The following is an 18,095-nucleotide window of genomic DNA, read 5'->3' as shown; positions in this document are numbered from 1 at the left end:
GTGGGGGTAACGAGACCGAGACGTGCAGACTCAGAACGCGCGACACGACCGGATGTCGGACGCCAGGATCGCCTTGGCACCGAGCTCGGCGAGCTCGTCCATCACGGCGTTGTGTCCCTTGCGCGGAACCATGGCACGAATGGCCACCCACGCCTCGTCCGCGAGCGGGGACAGCGTCGGCGACTCGAGTCCGGGCGTCACCTTGACGGCGTCGTCGAGGATGCTGCGCGGGCAGTCGTAGTCGAGCATCAGGTACTGCTGGGCGAAGACGACGCCCTGGACACGCGCGATGAGCTGGTTGCGCGCCTTGTCGTCGACGGGCGAGCCCGCCTGCTCGATGAGCACGCCCTCCGAGTCGCACAGTGATTCACCGAACGCCACCAGGTTGTGTTGGCGCAGTGTGCGTCCCGAGCCCACGACGTCGGCGATCGCATCGGCGACACCCAACTGGATGGAGATCTCGACGGCTCCGTCCAGACGGATCACGGTGGCCTCGAGGCCCCGCGCCGCGAGGTCCCGGCGGACCAGGTTGGGGTACGACGTGGCGATGCGGAGCCCGGCCAGATCGTTCGGGGTCCACTCCTTGCCGGCCGGCGCGGCGTAGCGGAAGGTGCTGTTGCCGAATCCGAGTGCGAGCCGCTCGGTCACGGGTGCGCCCGAGTCGAGCGACAGATCCCGGCCGGTGATGCCGAGATCGAGCTCACCCGAGCCCACGTAGATAGCGATGTCCTTGGGGCGGAGGAAGAAGAACTCGACGTTGTTGGCGTTGTCGAGCACGGTGAGATCGCGGGAATCGGCGCGGCGGCGGTAGCCGGCCTCGCTCAGAATCTCTCCGGCGAGCTCGGACAGGGAACCTTTGTTGGGGACGGCGACGCGAAGCATGGTGAGACTCCTGGAGTGCGGGGAGGGTGGTGGTGCTGGAGGTGGTGGGTGGTGGTCCGCTCACAGATGTCGGTAGACATCCTCGAGGGAGAGGTTCTTCCCGACCATCAACACCTGGATCCAGTACAGGAGCTGGGAGATCTCCTCCGCCAGCGCTTCGTCCGTCTCGTGCTCCGCGGCGATCCACACCTCGCCGGCTTCCTCGAGGATCTTCTTGCCCTGCTGATGCACACCCGCGTCCAACGCGGCGACGGTGCCCGAGCCCTCGGGCCTGGTGGCAGCGCGGTCGGTGAGCTCGGCGAACAGGGACTCGAAGTTCTTCACGGGTGTTGATTGTTCCACGACGCGGCCCGCGGACCGCTATCAGTGTCCCCCGGCGCGCGCAGACCGGAGATCGTCGAGGGTGAGTCCCTCGAGAGTGGTGCGGAACGTACGGCCCGGCCCGTCGGGCACCTGCACCTCCGAGGGCACCACGACGACGGCACACCCCGCCGAGACGGCGGACTCGGTGCCCGTGGGCGAATCCTCCACCGCGACACACGAGGCCGCGTCGACGCCGAGTAGCTCTGCACCCCGGCGGTACGGATCGGGCGCCGGCTTCGCGTGCGTCACCTCGTCGCCGCACACGGTGGCATCGAAGCGGTGGCGGCCGAGAGTCTCCAACGCGATCTCCGTCAGCATGCGCTCGGTGTTGGTGACGAGGGCGCACCCCAGACCGGCCGACTTCACCAGATCCAGCGCCGCCTCCGCACCTGGACGCCACGGCAGGCCGCCGGCGAACAGCTCGACCACACGGCTGTTCAGCCAGGCAGCCGACTCCGCCAGGTTCTCCGGCGACGCCTCCCGTCCCACGTGCGCGTAGACCTTCGCCAGCGCGCCCATCATGGAGTTGCCCAGGGTGGACTCCCGCACCTCTGGTGTGAGTTCGCGCCCCAGGGACTCGGAGAGCTCGTACACCGCGATGTCCCACAGGCGCTCCGAGTCCAACAGCGTCCCGTCCATGTCGAACAGAACGGCGTGCAGCTCAGCCATCCGACCGGCCTCCGGCCTTCCCGCTAGACATCCGCCCGGCCTCCGGCCTTCCCGCTAGACATCCGACCGGCCTCCGGCCTTCCCGCTAGACATCCGCCCGGCCTCCGGCCTTCCCGCTAGACATTGAAGTACTTCGCCTCCGGGTGGTGCAGCACGAACGCATCCGTCGACTGCTCGGGGTGCAACTGCAACTCGTCGGACAGATCCACCCCGATGCGCTGGGGTTCGAGCATCGCGACGAGCTTGATGCGGTCCTCGAGATCGGGGCACGCGCCGTACCCGAACGAGTACCGGGCACCGCGGTACTCGAGCTTGAAGTACCCCTCCACGTCGGACGGATCCTGATCCACCAGGGAGCGGCCGCCGGGCAGCACCAGTTCCTCGCGGACGCGGCGGTGCCAGTACTCCGCCAGCGCCTCGGTGAGCTGCACGCCGATGCCGTGCACCTCGAGGTAGTCGCGGTACGCGTCCGCCTTGAAGAGCTCGTTGGCGAAGTCGGCGATGGGCTGACCCATCGTCACCAGGTTCATCGGCAGGACGTCGACCACCCCGGTCTCGCGGGCGAGGTCTCGCGACCGCACGAAGTCCGCGATGCAGAGGAACCGGCCGCGGTCCTGGCGCGGGAAGGTGAACCGGAAGCGCTCTGCCGCATCGGGTTCCGGAGACTCGAGGACCACCACGTCGTCGCCCTCGGACAATGCCGGGAAGTATCCGTACACCAGTGCCGCGTGCGCGAGGATGCCGTCGGTGCTGAGGCGATCGAGCCAGTACCGCAGGCGCGGACGGCCCTCGGTCTCCACCAGGTCCTCGTAGGAGGGGCCCTCACCGGCACGTGCGCCGCGCAGACCCCACTGACCGAGGAACAGGGCACGCTCGTCCAGGAGCCCCGAGTACTCGGACAGCGAGATGCCCTTGACGATTCTGCTGCCCCAGAACGGCGGTGCGGGCAGATCCTTCTCGACGGAGACGTCGGAGCGCTCCGGAACGACGACCGGTGTCTCCTCCGCCTTACGCTTCTCGGCGATACGCCGGGAGCGCTCGTGCCGTTCCTTGCGTTCCGCGGTCTTCTGCGCGGCGGCGAGTGCCTCCGCACTGTCCGCAGCCGGCGCCACACCGCGTTTGGTGTTCATGATCGTGTCCATCAGGCGCAGGCCCTCGAACGCGTCGCGCGCGTACGACACCTCACCCTCGTAGACCTCGGCGAGATCGTTCTCGACGTAGGACCGGGTGAGCGCTGCGCCACCGAGCATGACGGGGAACTTCTCGGCGACGCCCTTGGCGTTGAGCTCGAGCAGGTTCTCCTTCATGACCACGGTGGACTTCACCAGCAGACCGGACATCCCGATGACGTCGGCACGCTTGTCCACCGCGGCATCGAGGATTGCCGAGATGGGCTGCTTGATACCGAGATTGACCACCTCGTAGCCGTTGTTGCTCAAGATGATGTCGACGAGGTTCTTGCCGATGTCGTGGACGTCGCCCTTGACGGTGGCGAGGACGATGCGACCCTTACCGTCCTCGTCCGACGCCTCCATGTGCGGCTCGAGATGTGCCACAGCGGCTTTCATCACCTCGGCGGACTGCAGCACGAACGGCAGCTGCATCTGCCCGGACCCGAACAACTCACCGACGGTCTTCATGCCGGACAACAGCGTCTCGTTGATGATCGCGAGCGGCGGCTTCTCCTGCATCGCCTCGTCGAGATCGTCGCCCAGGCCGGCACGCTCACCGTCGACGATGCGACGCTCGAGGCGATCGAACAGGGGAAGGCCGGCCAGTTCCTGCGCCCGCGACTCGCGTGCGGACGCCGCGGAGACGCCTTCGAACAGCGCCATGAGCGCCTGCAACGGGTCGTAGCCCTCGCGGCGACGGTCGTACACGAGGTCGAGCGCGACCTGGCGCTGCTCCTCGGGGATACGCGCCATGGGCAGGATCTTCGACGCGTGAACGATGGCCGTGTCCAGCCCGGCCTCCGTGCACTCGTGCAGGAAGACCGAGTTGAGCACCTGCCGCGCAGCAGGATTGAGGCCGAACGAGATGTTGGAGATACCCAGCGTGAAGTGCACGTCGGGATGGCTCTCGTGCAGTCGACGGATGGCCTCGATGGTCTCGATGCCGTCCCGCCGGACCTCTTCCTGGCCCGTCGAGATGGGGAACGTCAGGGTGTCGAGGATGATGTCCGATTCCGGCAGACCCCAGTTGTCCCGGATGTCGGCGATGAGCCGCTCCGCGATGCGGATCTTCCAGTCCGCCGTCCGGGCCTGACCCTCCTCGTCGATCGTCAGCGCGACGACGGCCGCACCGTGCCGCTTGACCAGCGTCATGATGCGCTGGAAGCGCGAATCGGGCCCGTCGCCGTCCTCGTAGTTGACCGAGTTGACAGCGCTGCGACCGCCGAGGTGCTCGAGACCGGCCTCCAAGACCGCCGGCTCGGTGGAGTCGAGCATGATCGGGAGCGTCGACGAGGTGGCCAGGCGCGAGGCGAGAGCCGACATGTCGGCGGCACCGTCGCGGCCGACGTAGTCGACGTTGAGATCGAGCATGTGTGCGCCGTCGCGCGTCTGGTCCTTCGCGATGTCGAGGCACTTCTGGTAGTCCTCGGCCAGCATCGCGTCACGGAACGCCTTCGAACCGTTGGAGTTGGTGCGCTCGCCGATCATGAGGATGCTGGCGTCCTGCTCGAACGGCACCGCGGCGTAGAGAGACGAGACACCCCTCTCCGGCTTCGGATCACGCACTCCGCGGCGTGCGTCGTGCACCGCGTCGGCGACCTGGCGGATGTGCTCCGGCGTGGTGCCGCAGCAGCCACCGACCAGCGAGAGGCCGAACTCGGTGACGAAGCCGCTGAGCGCCTCGGCCAGCTCGTCGGGGCCCAGCGGGTACTCGGCACCCGTGGGGCCGAGCTGCGGCAGGCCGGCGTTGGGCATGACGGAGACCGGCACGGTGGCATGCCTGCTGAGGTGACGCAGGTGCTCGCTCATCTCGGCGGGGCCGGTGGCGCAGTTGAGACCGATCAGGTCGACCCCCAGCGGCTCGATGGCCGTCAGTGCCGCCCCGATCTCGCTACCCAGCAACATGGTGCCGGTGGTCTCGACCGTCACGTGCGTGATGATCGGGATGCGGATACCCAGCTGCTCCATCGCGGCCTGACTGCCGAGGATGGCGGCCTTCACCTGGAGCAGGTCCTGGCACGTCTCGATCAGGACGGCGTCGGCGCCACCGTCGATCATCCCCAGCGCGGCTTCGGCGTAGGCGTCGCGCAGCGCCCGGAACGGGGCGTGGCCGAGGGTGGGCAGCTTGGTGCCCGGCCCCATGGACCCGAGCACGAAGCGGCCCATGCCGTCTCGTCCGGTACCCATCTCGTCGGCCACCTCGCGGGCCAGGATCGTTCCCTTGTACGACAGCTCGCGGATGCGATCCGAGATGTCGTAGTCGGCGAGGTTGGGGAGGTTGCACCCGAAAGTATTGGTCTCGACGGCGTCCGCGCCCGCCTCGAAGTACTCCCGATGGATCTGACGGAGCACGTCCGGACGCGTGTCGTTGAGAATCTCGTTACAGCCTTCGAGGCCCCGAAAATCGTCCAGCGTCAGGTCCGCGGCCTGCAGCATCGTTCCCATGGCACCGTCGCCGATGACAACACGCTGGGACAGCGCATCGAGCAGGCGTGATCGGAATTCGACAGGCATGCCCCCAAGCGTAGTGGTCTGTCCCGACAACTCTGGTCGTAGGCTGGGTGGGTGAGTGCGCCAGAAACGCCCGAGGGCGATCTCCCCGTGGTCCAGGACCCCCCGACAGACCTCGCCGCCGGCGTCGCTGCCGAGCTGGTGGCCGGTGTCGGAGCGGACGATCAGGACTCCGCGACGGACGAGTCCGAGCTCGACGAGATCCTGCCGACGCTGCGCAGCCCGATCCTCGTCGCGGCATTCGAGGGATGGAACGACGCGGGCGACGCCGCGAGCGGCGCGGTAGAGCATCTCGAGCTCATCTGGGACGCGACTCCTCTGGCGGAGCTGGACTCCGAGGACTACTACGACTACCAGGTCAACCGGCCCACCGTGCGTCAGGTCGACGGTGTGACCCGGGAGATCGAGTGGCCGTCGACGCGGTTGTCGGTGTGCTCCCCTCCCGGCAGCGACCGTGACGTGGTTCTCCTGCGCGGTATCGAGCCCAACATGCGCTGGCGGAGCTTCTGCGACGACCTGCTCGAGTTCATCGACCAGCTCGGCGTCGACACGGTCGTCATTCTCGGCGCGCTGCTCGCCGACACACCGCACACCAGGCCCGTTCCGGTGACCGGCACCGCGTACAGCACCGAGTCGGCTGAGCAGTTCAACCTCGAGCAGACCCGGTACGAGGGCCCGACCGGCATCACCGGTGTCCTGCAGGACGAGTGCGTCAAAGCGGGGATCCCGGCAGTCTCCCTGTGGGCGGCGGTCCCGCACTACGTGTCCCAGCCGCCGAACCCCAAGGCCACGGTCGCCCTGCTCCAGCGTGTCGAGGACGTCCTCGACATCGAGGTGCCGCTCGGCGAACTTCCCTCCTTGGCCGAGGACTGGGAGGAGTCGGTCACCGAGATGACCAAGGACGACGACGAGATCGCCGAGTACGTGCGCACCCTCGAGGAGCGCGGCGACGCCGAGGTCGACATGTCCGAGGCCGTCTCCAAGGTGGACGGTGACGCACTGGCCGCCGAGTTCGAGCGCTACCTGCGCCGACGCGGGCCGGGCAGCTTCGGGCTGTGACGCGCGCTCGTCACCGGTGAGCGCGCGACTCGCACGGCTCCGCATCGGCGCTCTGTACGCCGGTGGCTTCCTCGGCCCGTTCGGCGGCGGAGTGGTGTCGTCCATGCTGCCCGAGATGGGCACCGATCTGGGGGTGTCCACCGGGTCGGCGGCGTCGACTCTCAGCGCGTACCTGTTCCCGTTCGCGCTGGCCATGCTCGTGTCGGGCACCCTCGGCGCACGGTGGGGCCGGGTGCGCACGGTGCGTCTCGCCTACCTTCTCTACGTCGTCTCGTCCCTCTTGTGCGCGGTCGCGCCCACGCTCGACCTGTTGCTGGGTGCGCGCGCTCTGCAGGGCATCGGCAATTCCTTCACGACGCCGCTGCTCCTCGCGTCACTGGCGGCCGTGACTCCGCGCGAGCGCCTGGGACGGGTTCTGGGTACCTTCGGTGCACTGCAGGCGGCAGGTCAGACCAGTGCGCCGCTGGTCGGTGGCCTCGCCGCCGAGTTCGACTGGCGGTACGCGTTCGTCGTGCTGGCCGTCGTCGCTGCGATCCTCGGACTCGTCGGACTCCCCGCGGCGACCCCGCCGTCAACCCCCGGCTGTCGTCCCGAACGCCTGCGCGACGCCCTCACCGTCCCGGTCCTGCGCGTGGCGGTGGTCGCGCTCCTCGGCTGGGGCGCCTTGGGCGGACTCAACTTCCTCGTCGCCTTCCGTGCGGAGGACACGTTCGGTCTGTCCTCCACCCAGCGCGGACTGCTGCTGACCGTGTTCGGGGTCGCCGGAATCCTGGTGGCGCGACGCGTCGGTGGACTGATCGACCGCATCGGGTCACGCCGAGCGATCGTGGGCGCTGCTCCTGTCGGCGCAGTCCTCGTCGCCCTCGCCGGCACGATGCCCAGCCTGGTGGTCGTCGGCCTCGTCTGGGCGGCAGCGGGTGTCGCGAGCCAGTTCATCCTCGTCGGCGTCAACGCCGCTGTCCTCGGCTCGTCGGGGGCGAACCGCGGTGGCGCCGTGTCGGTCGTCCAGTCGTTCCGGTTCTCGGGGGCGGCCTTCGCTCCTCTCGCGCTCACCCCGCTGTACGGGGTGCACCCGATGTCGGCCTTCGTCATTCCCGCCGTCCTGCTGGCAGTGGTCGCGCCGCTGGTGATGACCGGGCGGAAGACCTGACACTGCGGCGGCCGCGCTCGAGAGTGAATGATGACGCCGCCGTAACACAGGCGCAGCAGTGCCGTCACCGCGTGCACGGACAGTCGTCCCATGGCCAGCACTCCGAAGTTCATCCAAGGCGTCTTTCCCTTCGTCGGGCACGGCCTGGGCAAGTCCGAGCTTCTCGACGCCGCCACGGCGTACACCGTTCCGTCGGGCCTGACCGCGCAGCCGCTCTACTTCCGCGGCGGTAACTCCTCCGACGAACTGGTCGTCGTCACGCTCACGCGCGACGGAGAGTCGATGCGTGTGTTCCCGATGGGCGCGAAGGCGAGCGTCAACGTTCCCCTGCGCGTCGTCGAGGACGTCGATCCCGACTCGGTTCTCGAGCTCACCATCGCAGCGCCCGACGGTTGCAGCGGCGAGGTCGTCGTCGACTTCGGGATGATGATCTTCTGATGTCGCCTGCAGCGGAACGGCACCGGCTGCTCGTCGTCGGCAACGGAATGGCGGGGGCTCGCACCGTCGAGGAGATCCTCGGCCGCGACCGTGAGAAGTTCGACGTCACGATGATCGGCGACGAGCCGTACGGCAACTACAACCGCATCATGCTCTCGCACGTGCTCTCGGGCGAGTCGTCCATCGACGACGACGATCTGATGCTCAACCCCATGGCCTGGTACCGGGAGAACGGCGTCACCCTCCACGTCGGAGACCGGGCGGTGGCGTTGGACCGCTTCGCCAAGAACGTGACGTGCGAGAGCGGACGCGTCGTCCCCTACGACACCGTGATCATCGCGACCGGGAGCACGACGTTCTTTCCCAACATGGACGGACTGCGTGAGGCCGACGGCAGACTGGCGCGCGGCGTCTTCGGTTTCCGGACGATCGAGGACACCAACGGCATGCTGCAGATGGCGTCCTCCCGCGACGGCATCCGCGCCGTCGTCATCGGTGGCGGCCTGCTGGGCCTCGAAGCCGCCTACGGTCTGCGCACGCAGGGCATCGACGTGGACGTCGTGCACTCCCCCGGTCACCTGATGAACCAGCAGCTCGACGAACGTGGTGGACGCGTGCTGCGCAACAAGATCGAGGATCTCGGCGTCGGCGTGTACACGTCCAAGCGCACCACGGCTGTGTTGCGGGACGAGAGCGGTGCCGTCACCGGGGTCGCGTTCAACGACGGCCCCACCCTGCCCGCGGACATGATCGTCGTGACGGCCGGCATCCGCCCCAACGTCGACCTCGCGCGGCGGGCCGGACTGGTGATCGAGCGCGGCATCGTCGTCGACGATCAGATGCGGTGCGAGGACGAGGGAGCGATCCACGCTGTCGGGGAATGCTGTCAGCACCGCGGTGAGGTGTACGGCCTCGTGGCCCCGCTGTGGGAGCAGGCGTCGGTCCTGGCCGACGTGCTGACCGGCGCGAATCCGGCTGCGGCATATCATGGTTCGAGGCTGACGACGAAGCTGAAGGTCGCGGGCGTCGACGTTGCGGCCATGGGCGTCAAGGGTCCCGAGCGGGACACCGACGAGTTCGTGCAGTTCTACGAACCCCGCAGCGGCACCTACAAGTCGGTGGTCGTGCGCGACAACAAGCTGATCGGCGCGATGCTGCTGGGCGACATCAGCAAGGTGAGCTTCCTGACTCAGGCGTTCGACGAGAAGGTACCGCTTCCCGACGAGCGCATCAGCATGCTGTTCGACATGGGTACGCCGAGCACGGAGACCGGCGCCGCCGAACTGTCCGACGATGTCCAGGTGTGTAACTGCAACGGGGTCACGAAGGGCGACATCGTCGCCTGCGTGCAAGGCGGGGCCACCACCGTCTCCGAGGTCGTGGGAAAGACCCGTGCGGGCAAGGGATGCGGATCCTGCAAGGGCTTGGTCGCCGACATCGTCGCCTGCGCCGCCGGTGGAGCGCTCGCGGTCGATCCCGCGGCGGACTGGTATGTCCCCTGTATCCCGATGTCCAAGCCCGAGCTGATCGAGGCCGTCCGCTCGCAGAACCTCCGGTCAGTCTCCGCAGTCTTCGATGCGTTGGCCGACGCCGAGGACGCGACCGCGAAGATGCCGCTGGCCTCGCTGCTGCGCGTGGTCTGGGGACCCGACTGGGTCGACGAGCGAGGCGCGCTGTTCATCAACGACCGCGTGCACGCCAACATCCAGCGAGACGGCACCTTCTCCGTCGTTCCGCAGATGAAGGGCGGCGTGACCACCCCGGACCAGTTGCGGCGCATCGCCGATGTAGCCGACAAGTACGGGGTCCCGCTGGTCAAGGTCACCGGTGGACAGCGCATCGACCTGCTCGGAATCAAGAAGGAGGACCTGCCGAAGGTGTGGGGCGATCTCGACATGCCGTCCGGGTACGCGTACGGCAAGAGCATGCGCACCGTGAAGACCTGTGTCGGTAGCGATTTCTGCCGTTTCGGACTCGGTGACTCCACCGCACTCGGCATCGCGATCGAGGAACGGTTCCAGGGTCTCGAAACACCCGCGAAGCTCAAGCTGGCCGTGGCCGGATGCCCCCGCAACTGCTCCGAGGCGCTCTGCAAGGACTTCGGTGTGGTGGCCGTCGGCGACGGCCGCTGGGAGATCTACATCGGCGGCGCGGCCGGCGCACACATCCGCAAGGGCGATGTCCTCGCGACCGTCGACTCCCCCGAGGAGGTCCTCACCCTCGCGGGCCGGTTCATCCAGTACTACCGCGAGGAGGCGAAGTGGCTCGAGCGGACCTACGCCTTCGTCCCGCGGGTCGGCCTCGAAACGTTGCAGCGACTGCTCGTCGACGACGCCGAGGGTCTCTGTGCAGGACTCGACGAGCGCATCCAGATATCCATCGACGGCTACACCGATCCGTGGAAGGAACGCGCGGCGCCGCGGTCACCGGCACAGTTCGCGCCCTCCCTCCCGCTTCTCCCGCTGCCTCAGGTGCCGGTTCGATGACGACGGCACAGGCGACCGTGGTGGGAACCGTCGACGATCTCACTCCCGGCGAGGGCCGGACCTATGTGGTCGACGGGCGACAGATCGCCGTCTTCCTCCTGACCGACGGGACGGTCCGCGCCATGGACGCGGTGTGCCCCCATCGCGGCGGGCCGCTGGCGGACGGGCAGATCGACGGGGCCGTCGTCGTGTGTCCCCTGCACCAGTACCAGTTCTCACTGGACACCGGCCGGTGCACCACCGACGGCATCGGAACGGTCGCGACCCACCGTGCCGACGTCGTCGACGGGCAGGTGGCCGTCCGACTGTCCTGACCGCCTACCCTGTTGCAGTGACCGAATCCGCCGACTCCTTCGTGGTGGACGACAGGCTCCGGCTCTTCTCGTTCGCGACAGCCGAGAAACGGGCCGACTACCTGCGGGTTCTGCGCGCTTTCGAACATGCCCGCACCGGCTATGTCGTTCTGCTGCACGCCGGCGAGGTGGCCGAGATCCTGGCCCGCACCGACGGCGGCGACACTCTGACCGGCGTCGAGATCGGCCCGCTGCTCGAACAGTTGCACACGTGGGGCGTCCTCGAACGCAGCTACGACGGCACCCGCGCGGCCACGCTCGCCGAGTACCGCAATCGCCACTACGTCTACCAGTTCGGTCAGGTCGGCTACCAGGCCTACCGCGCCGTCGAGGACGTCCTGGCCGCCCGCCCCGAGGACGCCTCGCTCTCGCGTCTGGTGTTGCCCGAGCTGCTCGCCGACCTGGAGGATCTCGCGGCGGCGAACCTCGCCGGGGACGCCGACCTGGTGTACCGCAAACTCGATCGGCTCGATACCGCTCTCAACGACATGGCCACCCGCGCCGCGCACTTCTACTTGTCGCTGGGCGACCTCGTCCGCACCACGGACGTCACACCCGAGTCGTTCCTGGCACACAAGGACGCATTGCTCTCCCACATGCGGGAGTTCTCCCTCGACCTCGCCCGGTTCGGCCCCAAGCTCACCGCCGCCATCGAACGGGTGGACGCCACCGGACTCGACTCGCTGCTCGACCGGGTGGCAGCCAGTGACGAACGCGTCTTCCTCAGCCGCGAGGAGCGCCGCGCCGACTGGGCGGGCCGGTGGACCGGTCTCGTGCACTGGTTCACCTCCACCGACGGCGAGCTCACCGAGTCGGATCGTCTGCGGGAGGGCACCATGAGCGCCATCGCCGCCGTGCTGTCGCTGCTGCGCCGCGTCACCGAGACCCGCAGGGGCGGAGTCAGTCGCGAGTCCCAGCTGCGACATCTGGCCGGGTGGTTCGCGTCCGCTCCCTCCGAGGAGTCCGCCCACGCCCTGTTCGGTGCCGTGTTCGGCCTCGGCCGGCCTCGTCACCTGTCGATGGTCCACCCCGACGACGACATCATTCCCACCACGCGATCGTGGTGGGACGCTCCGCCCGTCGAGATCTCGCGCACGCTCGCCGAGACCGGTCGGCCCCCCGCCGCCGGTGCTCCTGCCAGGGTGCACCGCAACGACGCCGGTGTCCGGCGTCTGCGCGAGGAACAGCTGAGCGTGCAGCGTCGCCGCGCTCAGGCCGCGCGATCACTCGCCGAACACGGTGTGTACGAACGGGATCTGACCAACGAGGAGACCGACGTGCTGCTCGGGCTGCTCAACGCCGCCCTCACCGCACGCGTCCCGGTCAGCGGCCGCGTGGGCAGCTCGACCGGATCCGAGGGTGGCGTCACCCTGACACTGGCACCGCACGAGCAGTCCACCGTGGTGCGCACCGAACGCGGTCTGCTGCACCTCGAACGGCTGTCACTCACCATCGGCGCGCGGCGATGAGAGCACGCACCATTCCGAGCCTGGCACTCGACTCCTACCAGCGCGCCGCCCGAGTCGTGTTGTCCCACCACCTGATCACCCGCACCTACCCGGACCGCATCGCCCTGCCCCTGGTTCGCCGATGGGCCACGGAACTGCGCGAGGACATGCTCGATCTCTTCGGATACCGACTCGAGGTCACGGAGACCACGGCCCGGCTCTACCCCGTACTCGACCGGTTGGACGCGAGTCGACCGGCCCGCACGACCTCCGACCGCGTCTTCGACCGTCGCCGCTACGCATTCCTGGCGCTCACCCTGGCGGCACTCGGTCGCGCGGGTGACCAGATCACGTTGTCCGAGTTGGCGGTTCAGGTCGCCTCCGACGCCGGACGGGTGGTCGGGGTCGACCTCGACACCGAACGCGCGACCGACCGGGACGCCTTCGTCGACGCCGTCGGCTGGTTGTCCGTTCGCGGTGCGATCACCCTGGCCGACGGCGATGCCGGCGGGTGGGCGCACAACCCCGACGCGGGAGAGGCCTTGTACGACATCGACCGATCCGTCGTCGTGGCCCTGTTTCGTCCACCGCGCGCGCTCCAGCATCTGCGCAGCACGGCACACCTGCTGCACAGCACCACGGACGACCCGGCCGATCGCGCTCGCCGTGCCCGCCGTGCGCTCGTCGAGCAGCCCGTGGTCCACGGCCCCGACTCGGTGCCGGACGACCGGTCCGTCGAGGATGTCCGGCTGCTGACCGGACTGTCCGTCGAACGCCGGGCGGAGGGCATCGCGCTCATCGACACGTCGGGACGCTTGTCGGACATCAGGTTTCCGTCCACCGGCACGGTCGCGCAGGTCGCCCTTCTCCTCGCCGGTGAGATCGCGGAGCGGGTACTCGATCCCGATGCCGACGATCGGACCACGCTCGAGGCGGACATCGATCCTACCGACGCGCTGCTCGCGGCCCTCGACAGCGCGATCCCGGACGGCGGCGTCGTGGACGACCTGGTCGACGACTCGGTCGCCCCGGACACGGTGGAGGCGTCGGACGAGACGATCCGGCACCCGTTCGTCGCGGACTCCTGGCTCGACGAGACCGTCGGCGCCCTCGTCGACGCCTACGGCCGCACCTTCGCCGCTCAGTGGCAGGCGGACCGTGCCGGGGTTCGCGCGGCCGCTGTCGCACTCCTGACGAACCTCACTCTGGCGGCACCGGTACGCGGGGGCATCGTCGCGTTGCCGGCCCTGGCGCGCTATCGGGGAGTGGTCGTCACCGTCCGAGAACAGGCGTCCAACGGCCTCTTTCCCACCGATCACACGAGCACCCTCGAGGAGCACACCCCGTGACGCGCAGCACCCGATTCCGGCCCACGCGCGCCGGCATCATCAATCTCTGGGACTACCGCGATCAGGAGTTCTCGTTCGCCGACGGTCGGCTGGTATTGCGTGGCCCCAACGGATCCGGCAAGACCAAGGCACTAGAGGTGCTGTTCCCGTTCGTGTTCGACGGCCGGATCGAGCCGCGTCGCCTCAATCCGTTCGCGGGTGAGGAACGCACCATGAAGTCCAATCTGCTCTACCGCGGCCAGGATTCGGCGCACTCGTACGTGTGGATGGAGTTCGCACGTGGCGATCGGGACGAGCCCGAAGCGGTGACCGTCGGCATCGGCATGCGTGCGACACGGTCGGCGGACAAGGTGACGCGCTGGTACTTCGTCGCCGACGGCCGCGTGGGCGTCGACTTCTCGCTGCTGGGCACCGACGACAGGCCGCTGACGAAGAAGCAACTGGCCGAGCAGATCGGGACCGACGCCATCGTCGATCGGCCGGTGGACTACCGCGCCGCCATCGACGCGCGACTGTTCGGTCTCGGCGCCGAGCGGTACGACCAGCTCATCACCCTGATTCTCACGCTGCGACGCCCGCAGTTGGCGAAGAACCTCGACCCGAAGGGCTTGTCCCGTGCGCTGTCCGACGGACTGCGCCCCCTCGACGAGCACCTCGTCCTCGAGGCGGCGCGCTCCTTCAGCGACATGGAGGAGGTGGGCCGCGCCCTCGAGGGACTGGTGCAGGCCGACCACGCGTCGAAGAGGTTCGTCGAGGTCTACTCGAAGTACCTCGCCGTCCAGGCGCGCACCGACGTCGATCAGGTCGGTCGACGTCTGGAGGCCGTCGACCACGCCACCGTCGCCCTCTTCGCCGCCAAGGGCTTGCGTGAACGACGACGGGTCGAGCGCGTCGAGGCGGAGAAGAGGTACGAGGCAGCCGAGCGCGCACTCGATCTCGCCGTCGCCGACCAGCAGACCCTGCAACGTTCCACCGCCTACGAGGGCAAGCAGCAGCTCGACGATCTCGCGGATGCGGTCCGCAAGCTCGAGGTGTCCACCGCGCAGCAGCGCGACAAGGCTCGCAAGGCGACGGAGGCCGTCGACGTCCGGCGACGAGAGGCAGACGAGGCCGCAGTGGCGCTGCGGGAGTCGACCGCGTCGATCGTCCGCGCCGAGGACGAGCTCCTCGCGGCCGCCGAGGACGCCGGCATCGCCTGGACGCCACTCCCCCGCGACGCCCGTACAGACCAGATCACGGCAGCGGTACGCGGTCATGCCGAGGAGCGGGACGGGGACGTCCGGGCCGTACGTGCCGCGCTGTCCGTCGTCGACCGTGCCACCACCGAGCGTGCCCGTACCGAACGGGCCGCCGACCGCGCCCACACACTGCACGACGCCGCGGTGGCCTCCGTCCGCGAGGCCGAGGCCGCCGTCGAGTCGTCCCGTGCCGCGACGGCGGAAGCGCTGCGCGCGTGGTGGGCCACGCACGCCTCGGTGCTGGACGACGGCAAGATCCTCGAGTCGTTGCACACCGCGCTCGCACGCATCGGCGAGGACGACGCACCCACACTCGGCGAGGTACTCGGCGACGGAGTTCGCGAGCTGCTCGACACGGTGCGGGACCGACGGAGTGCTGCACTGCAGGACCGGGACGACGCGGCGCGCACCATCACCGAGTCGACGGCCGAGCGCGCGTCGGTCGCCGCCGAGCACGACGACGCTCCCCCGGCGCTGCGCACCCGTACCGGCGACCGTGCGGGTCTCGACGGCGCACCGTTCTGGACACTCGTCCGCTTCGCCGACGACGTCAGCGCCGACGATGCCGCAGCCCTCGAGGCCGCGCTCGACGCGGCCACCCTGCTGGACGCGTGGGTCGCCGACACGGCTCCGACGGGGCTCGTCTCGGATCAGTACCTGACCGCCGGCGCACCGGTGACCGGGCGATCGCTGGCCGACGTCCTCGTCGTCGAAGACGACATCCCCGTGCAGCACAGCACCGTGCGGGCGATCCTCGACTCGATCGCTCTGGACGACGTGGGCAGTTCTGCGGGGGTCGGTCGGGACGGGAGCTTCGCGCACGGTCTCGTGCGCGGCGCGCATCACAAGGACGCCGCCGAGTACATCGGCGCGACGGCTCGGGCTGCACGGCGCACGTCCCGCATCGCGGAGATCGACGAGGCCCTCGAGGTGGCCACCGCGCGGCGCGACGAGGCCGTTCGAGTCGCCGAGCAGTGTCGAGAACGTCTCGACTCGATCCGCGCCGCCGTCTCGACGGTTCCTCGTACGTCGGAGGTCACCGCGGCGCTCCGGGCGGTCACGTCGGCCGCCGGCGCTCTCCGATCGACGACCGAGTCGGTCGCGTCCGCCGACCGAGAACTGGACCACGCGATCGCCGAACTGTCTGCCGCTGAACGACGTCTGCGGACGGACGCCGTCGCGCGGCGGGCCCCGTTCACGCCGCGAGACCTCGACGCGCTCGCGGCGGCGATCCGCCACTTCGAGAACACCGGTTCCGCCATCCTGCGCCACCGCGGCGACGCGGACCGGTCCGCCGAGCGCGACCGGGAAGCTGCCGGGCGCCTCGACGAGGCCATGATTCTGGCCGAGGAGTACGCGGAGGAAGCGGCCATCGCCGAATCCGACTACGAGCAGCAGCATGCCAAGTTGGAGATGCTGCGGGACTCGCTCGGTGCGAGCGCCGAGAAGATCGACGCCGAACTCGACGCGATCAGGATGCGCATCGAGGCGTGCAAGACCGAGCAGCGCGCCGCCACGAAGGCGGACCGTGAATCGGGCGAGGCCATCGGCAAGGCGGAGGGTGCGCACGAGACGGCCGTCGCCGGACTGACGACCGCGTTGACCGAAGCGCTCAGCGACGCCGCGCGACTGGCTCCGTACGCGCACCGCGATCTGCTTGCTGTGCTCGGTGCGGCGCGCGACTGCTCCTGGCCGGCGAGCGACGCGGCCTGGTCGACGGTCGAGCAACTGCTCTACCGAACCGACACGGCTGCCGGGCCCGACGAGGCCCCGGACGTGCTGCCCCCGGAAGTGCACCGACTGCACACCGAGCTCACCGAGGCAACGACGCAGGTCAAGGTCAGCGATGCGAGCCGCCGTTCCACACGCAGCGCACTGACGGCGGCGTTGCAGGAGTTCGACGCTCAGCTGGCCGCGTCGGGTCAGGATTTCCGGCTCAGTTGGGACGCGGCCGACGGGGTCACCGTGGTGCGGGTGCAGGACGAGCAGGGCCACTCCACCATCGCGGACTTCGCGGATCGCATCGACGCGGCACGACGCGACCAGGAGACGCTGCTCACCGATGCCGAGCGCAGGATCCTCGAGGACGCTCTGCTCACCGGCCTGGCGCAGCAGATCCACGAGCGCACGGTCGACGCCCGCGAACTGATCGCCCGCATGGGATCGGAGATGAAGCAGCGCCGCATGTCGTCGGGCAACACCATCGGCGTGCACTGGGTGCTCGCGGACAACCTCGACGACAGCACCCGTGCCGTGTCGAAGCTGCTCGAACGGGACGCCTCCGCACTCGGGCCCGAGGAACTGGCCGAGATGCGAGTGCACTTCGCAGCGCAGATCCGGACGGCGCGAGCGCAGCATCCCGAGCGCTCGTACCCCGAGATCCTGAGTGCCGCACTGGACTACCGGCAGTGGCGCGTCTTCGCGTTCACGCTCATCTCCGGTGACGGCTCCGAGGACAGGCTCACCGTCGCACGCCACAGTGCGCTCTCGGGCGGCGAGCAGTCGGTGTCGCTGCACCTCCCGCTCTTCGCGGCGGCGCACGTGATGCTGTCGTCCGCGGACCCGCACTCACCGCGCTTGCTCGCACTGGACGAGGCGTTCGCGGGTGTCGACGACAACGGCCGCAGCGAGCTCCTCGGCCTCAGTGTGCAGTTCGACCTGGACTTGTTCATGACCGGCTACGACCTCTGGATCACGTACCGCGACGTGCCCGGGTGCGCCCACTACGACCTCGCGCACTCGACGGTCGAGAACACCGTCAGCGCAGCGCTTCTCGTGTGGGAGAACGGGGAGTTGCTCGCGGAGCACGACGGGTCCGACCTGGCGGCGGCACTGGGCTCGCCGTTGAGCCGCCGCGTCGACCTCCCCGCGGAGGGTGGGCTGGACTTCGCCGAGGTGTGATGGTGGGTGTGGTGTTCCACTATCGGGTGTTCTCGGCGGGAACCCGCCCGCTCAGGCCGGCAGTGGTACGGGACTC

Annotated in this window: 12 protein-coding genes; 8 read left to right on the top strand and 4 right to left on the bottom strand. The window is 69.0% G+C overall.

Annotated elements, in window-relative coordinates:
* Nucleotides 1-30: 30 nt before the first annotated feature.
* From hisG to metH, 4 genes are all read right to left on the bottom strand, one after another.
* Complete coding sequence (gene hisG / locus HQ325_RS21515) at nt 31-882, bottom strand: ATP phosphoribosyltransferase (protein WP_222632336.1); 852 nt, start codon at nt 880-882, stop codon at nt 31-33.
* A 60-nt stretch (nt 883-942) separates the two neighbouring features.
* Entirely contained in the window at nt 943-1,206 is a 264-nt protein-coding gene (locus HQ325_RS21510; protein ID WP_027505348.1) for a phosphoribosyl-ATP diphosphatase, read from the bottom strand.
* Between the two features lie 39 nt (nt 1,207-1,245).
* Nucleotides 1,246-1,914, bottom strand: a complete 669-nt coding sequence (locus tag HQ325_RS21505) for an HAD family phosphatase (RefSeq protein ID WP_222632332.1) — start codon at nt 1,912-1,914, stop codon at nt 1,246-1,248.
* 116 nt (nt 1,915-2,030) lie between these two features.
* Nucleotides 2,031-5,600 carry a methionine synthase gene (gene metH, locus HQ325_RS21500; RefSeq protein WP_222632331.1) on the bottom strand — a complete coding sequence of 1,190 codons (3,570 nt, stop codon included), beginning with the start codon at nt 5,598-5,600 and terminating at the stop codon, nt 2,031-2,033.
* Between the two features lie 198 nt (nt 5,601-5,798).
* On the opposite strand from metH, the gene HQ325_RS21495 reads away from it, so the two are divergent.
* The 8 genes from HQ325_RS21495 (at nt 5,799) to HQ325_RS21460 (ending at nt 18,019) form a co-directional block, all read left to right on the top strand.
* On the top strand, nt 5,799-6,656 hold the full coding sequence (locus HQ325_RS21495) for a PAC2 family protein (protein WP_222632702.1): 858 nt from the start codon (nt 5,799-5,801) through the stop codon (nt 6,654-6,656).
* Nucleotides 6,657-6,672: 16 nt separating this feature from the next.
* Nucleotides 6,673-7,806, top strand: coding sequence for an MFS transporter (locus HQ325_RS21490; RefSeq protein WP_222632330.1), 1,134 nt, complete (start codon nt 6,673-6,675; stop codon nt 7,804-7,806).
* A 90-nt stretch (nt 7,807-7,896) separates the two neighbouring features.
* Entirely contained in the window at nt 7,897-8,244 is a 348-nt protein-coding gene (locus tag HQ325_RS21485; protein WP_222632329.1) for a molybdopterin oxidoreductase, read from the top strand.
* A complete protein-coding gene (nirB, locus tag HQ325_RS21480; protein ID WP_222632328.1) occupies nt 8,244-10,730 on the top strand; it encodes a nitrite reductase large subunit NirB in 2,487 nt (828 codons plus the stop codon). The genes HQ325_RS21485 and nirB overlap by 1 nt, the downstream gene beginning before the upstream one ends.
* Nucleotides 10,727-11,044, top strand: a complete 318-nt coding sequence (locus tag HQ325_RS21475; protein ID WP_056444601.1) for a Rieske 2Fe-2S domain-containing protein — start codon at nt 10,727-10,729, stop codon at nt 11,042-11,044. Before nirB ends, HQ325_RS21475 begins: the two co-directional genes overlap by 4 nt.
* Nucleotides 11,045-11,061: 17 nt before the next feature.
* Nucleotides 11,062-12,552, top strand: coding sequence for a TIGR02677 family protein (locus HQ325_RS21470; RefSeq protein WP_235578918.1), 1,491 nt, complete (start codon nt 11,062-11,064; stop codon nt 12,550-12,552).
* On the top strand, nt 12,549-13,880 hold the full coding sequence (locus HQ325_RS21465; protein WP_222632327.1) for a DUF2398 family protein: 1,332 nt from the start codon (nt 12,549-12,551) through the stop codon (nt 13,878-13,880). Before HQ325_RS21470 ends, HQ325_RS21465 begins: the two co-directional genes overlap by 4 nt.
* Nucleotides 13,877-18,019: a TIGR02680 family protein gene (locus tag HQ325_RS21460; RefSeq protein WP_222632326.1), complete on the top strand. Its 4,143-nt coding sequence runs from the start codon at nt 13,877-13,879 to the stop codon at nt 18,017-18,019. The genes HQ325_RS21465 and HQ325_RS21460 overlap by 4 nt, the downstream gene beginning before the upstream one ends.
* Nucleotides 18,020-18,095: the final 76 nt, after the last annotated feature.

This window comes from Rhodococcus sp. BP-349, from assembly GCF_019835845.1.
Classification (GTDB): Bacteria; Actinomycetota; Actinomycetes; order Mycobacteriales; family Mycobacteriaceae; genus Rhodococcoides.
The sequence above is the reverse complement of the archived record's forward strand: the minus strand, read 5'-3'. Positions and strand labels throughout refer to the sequence as shown.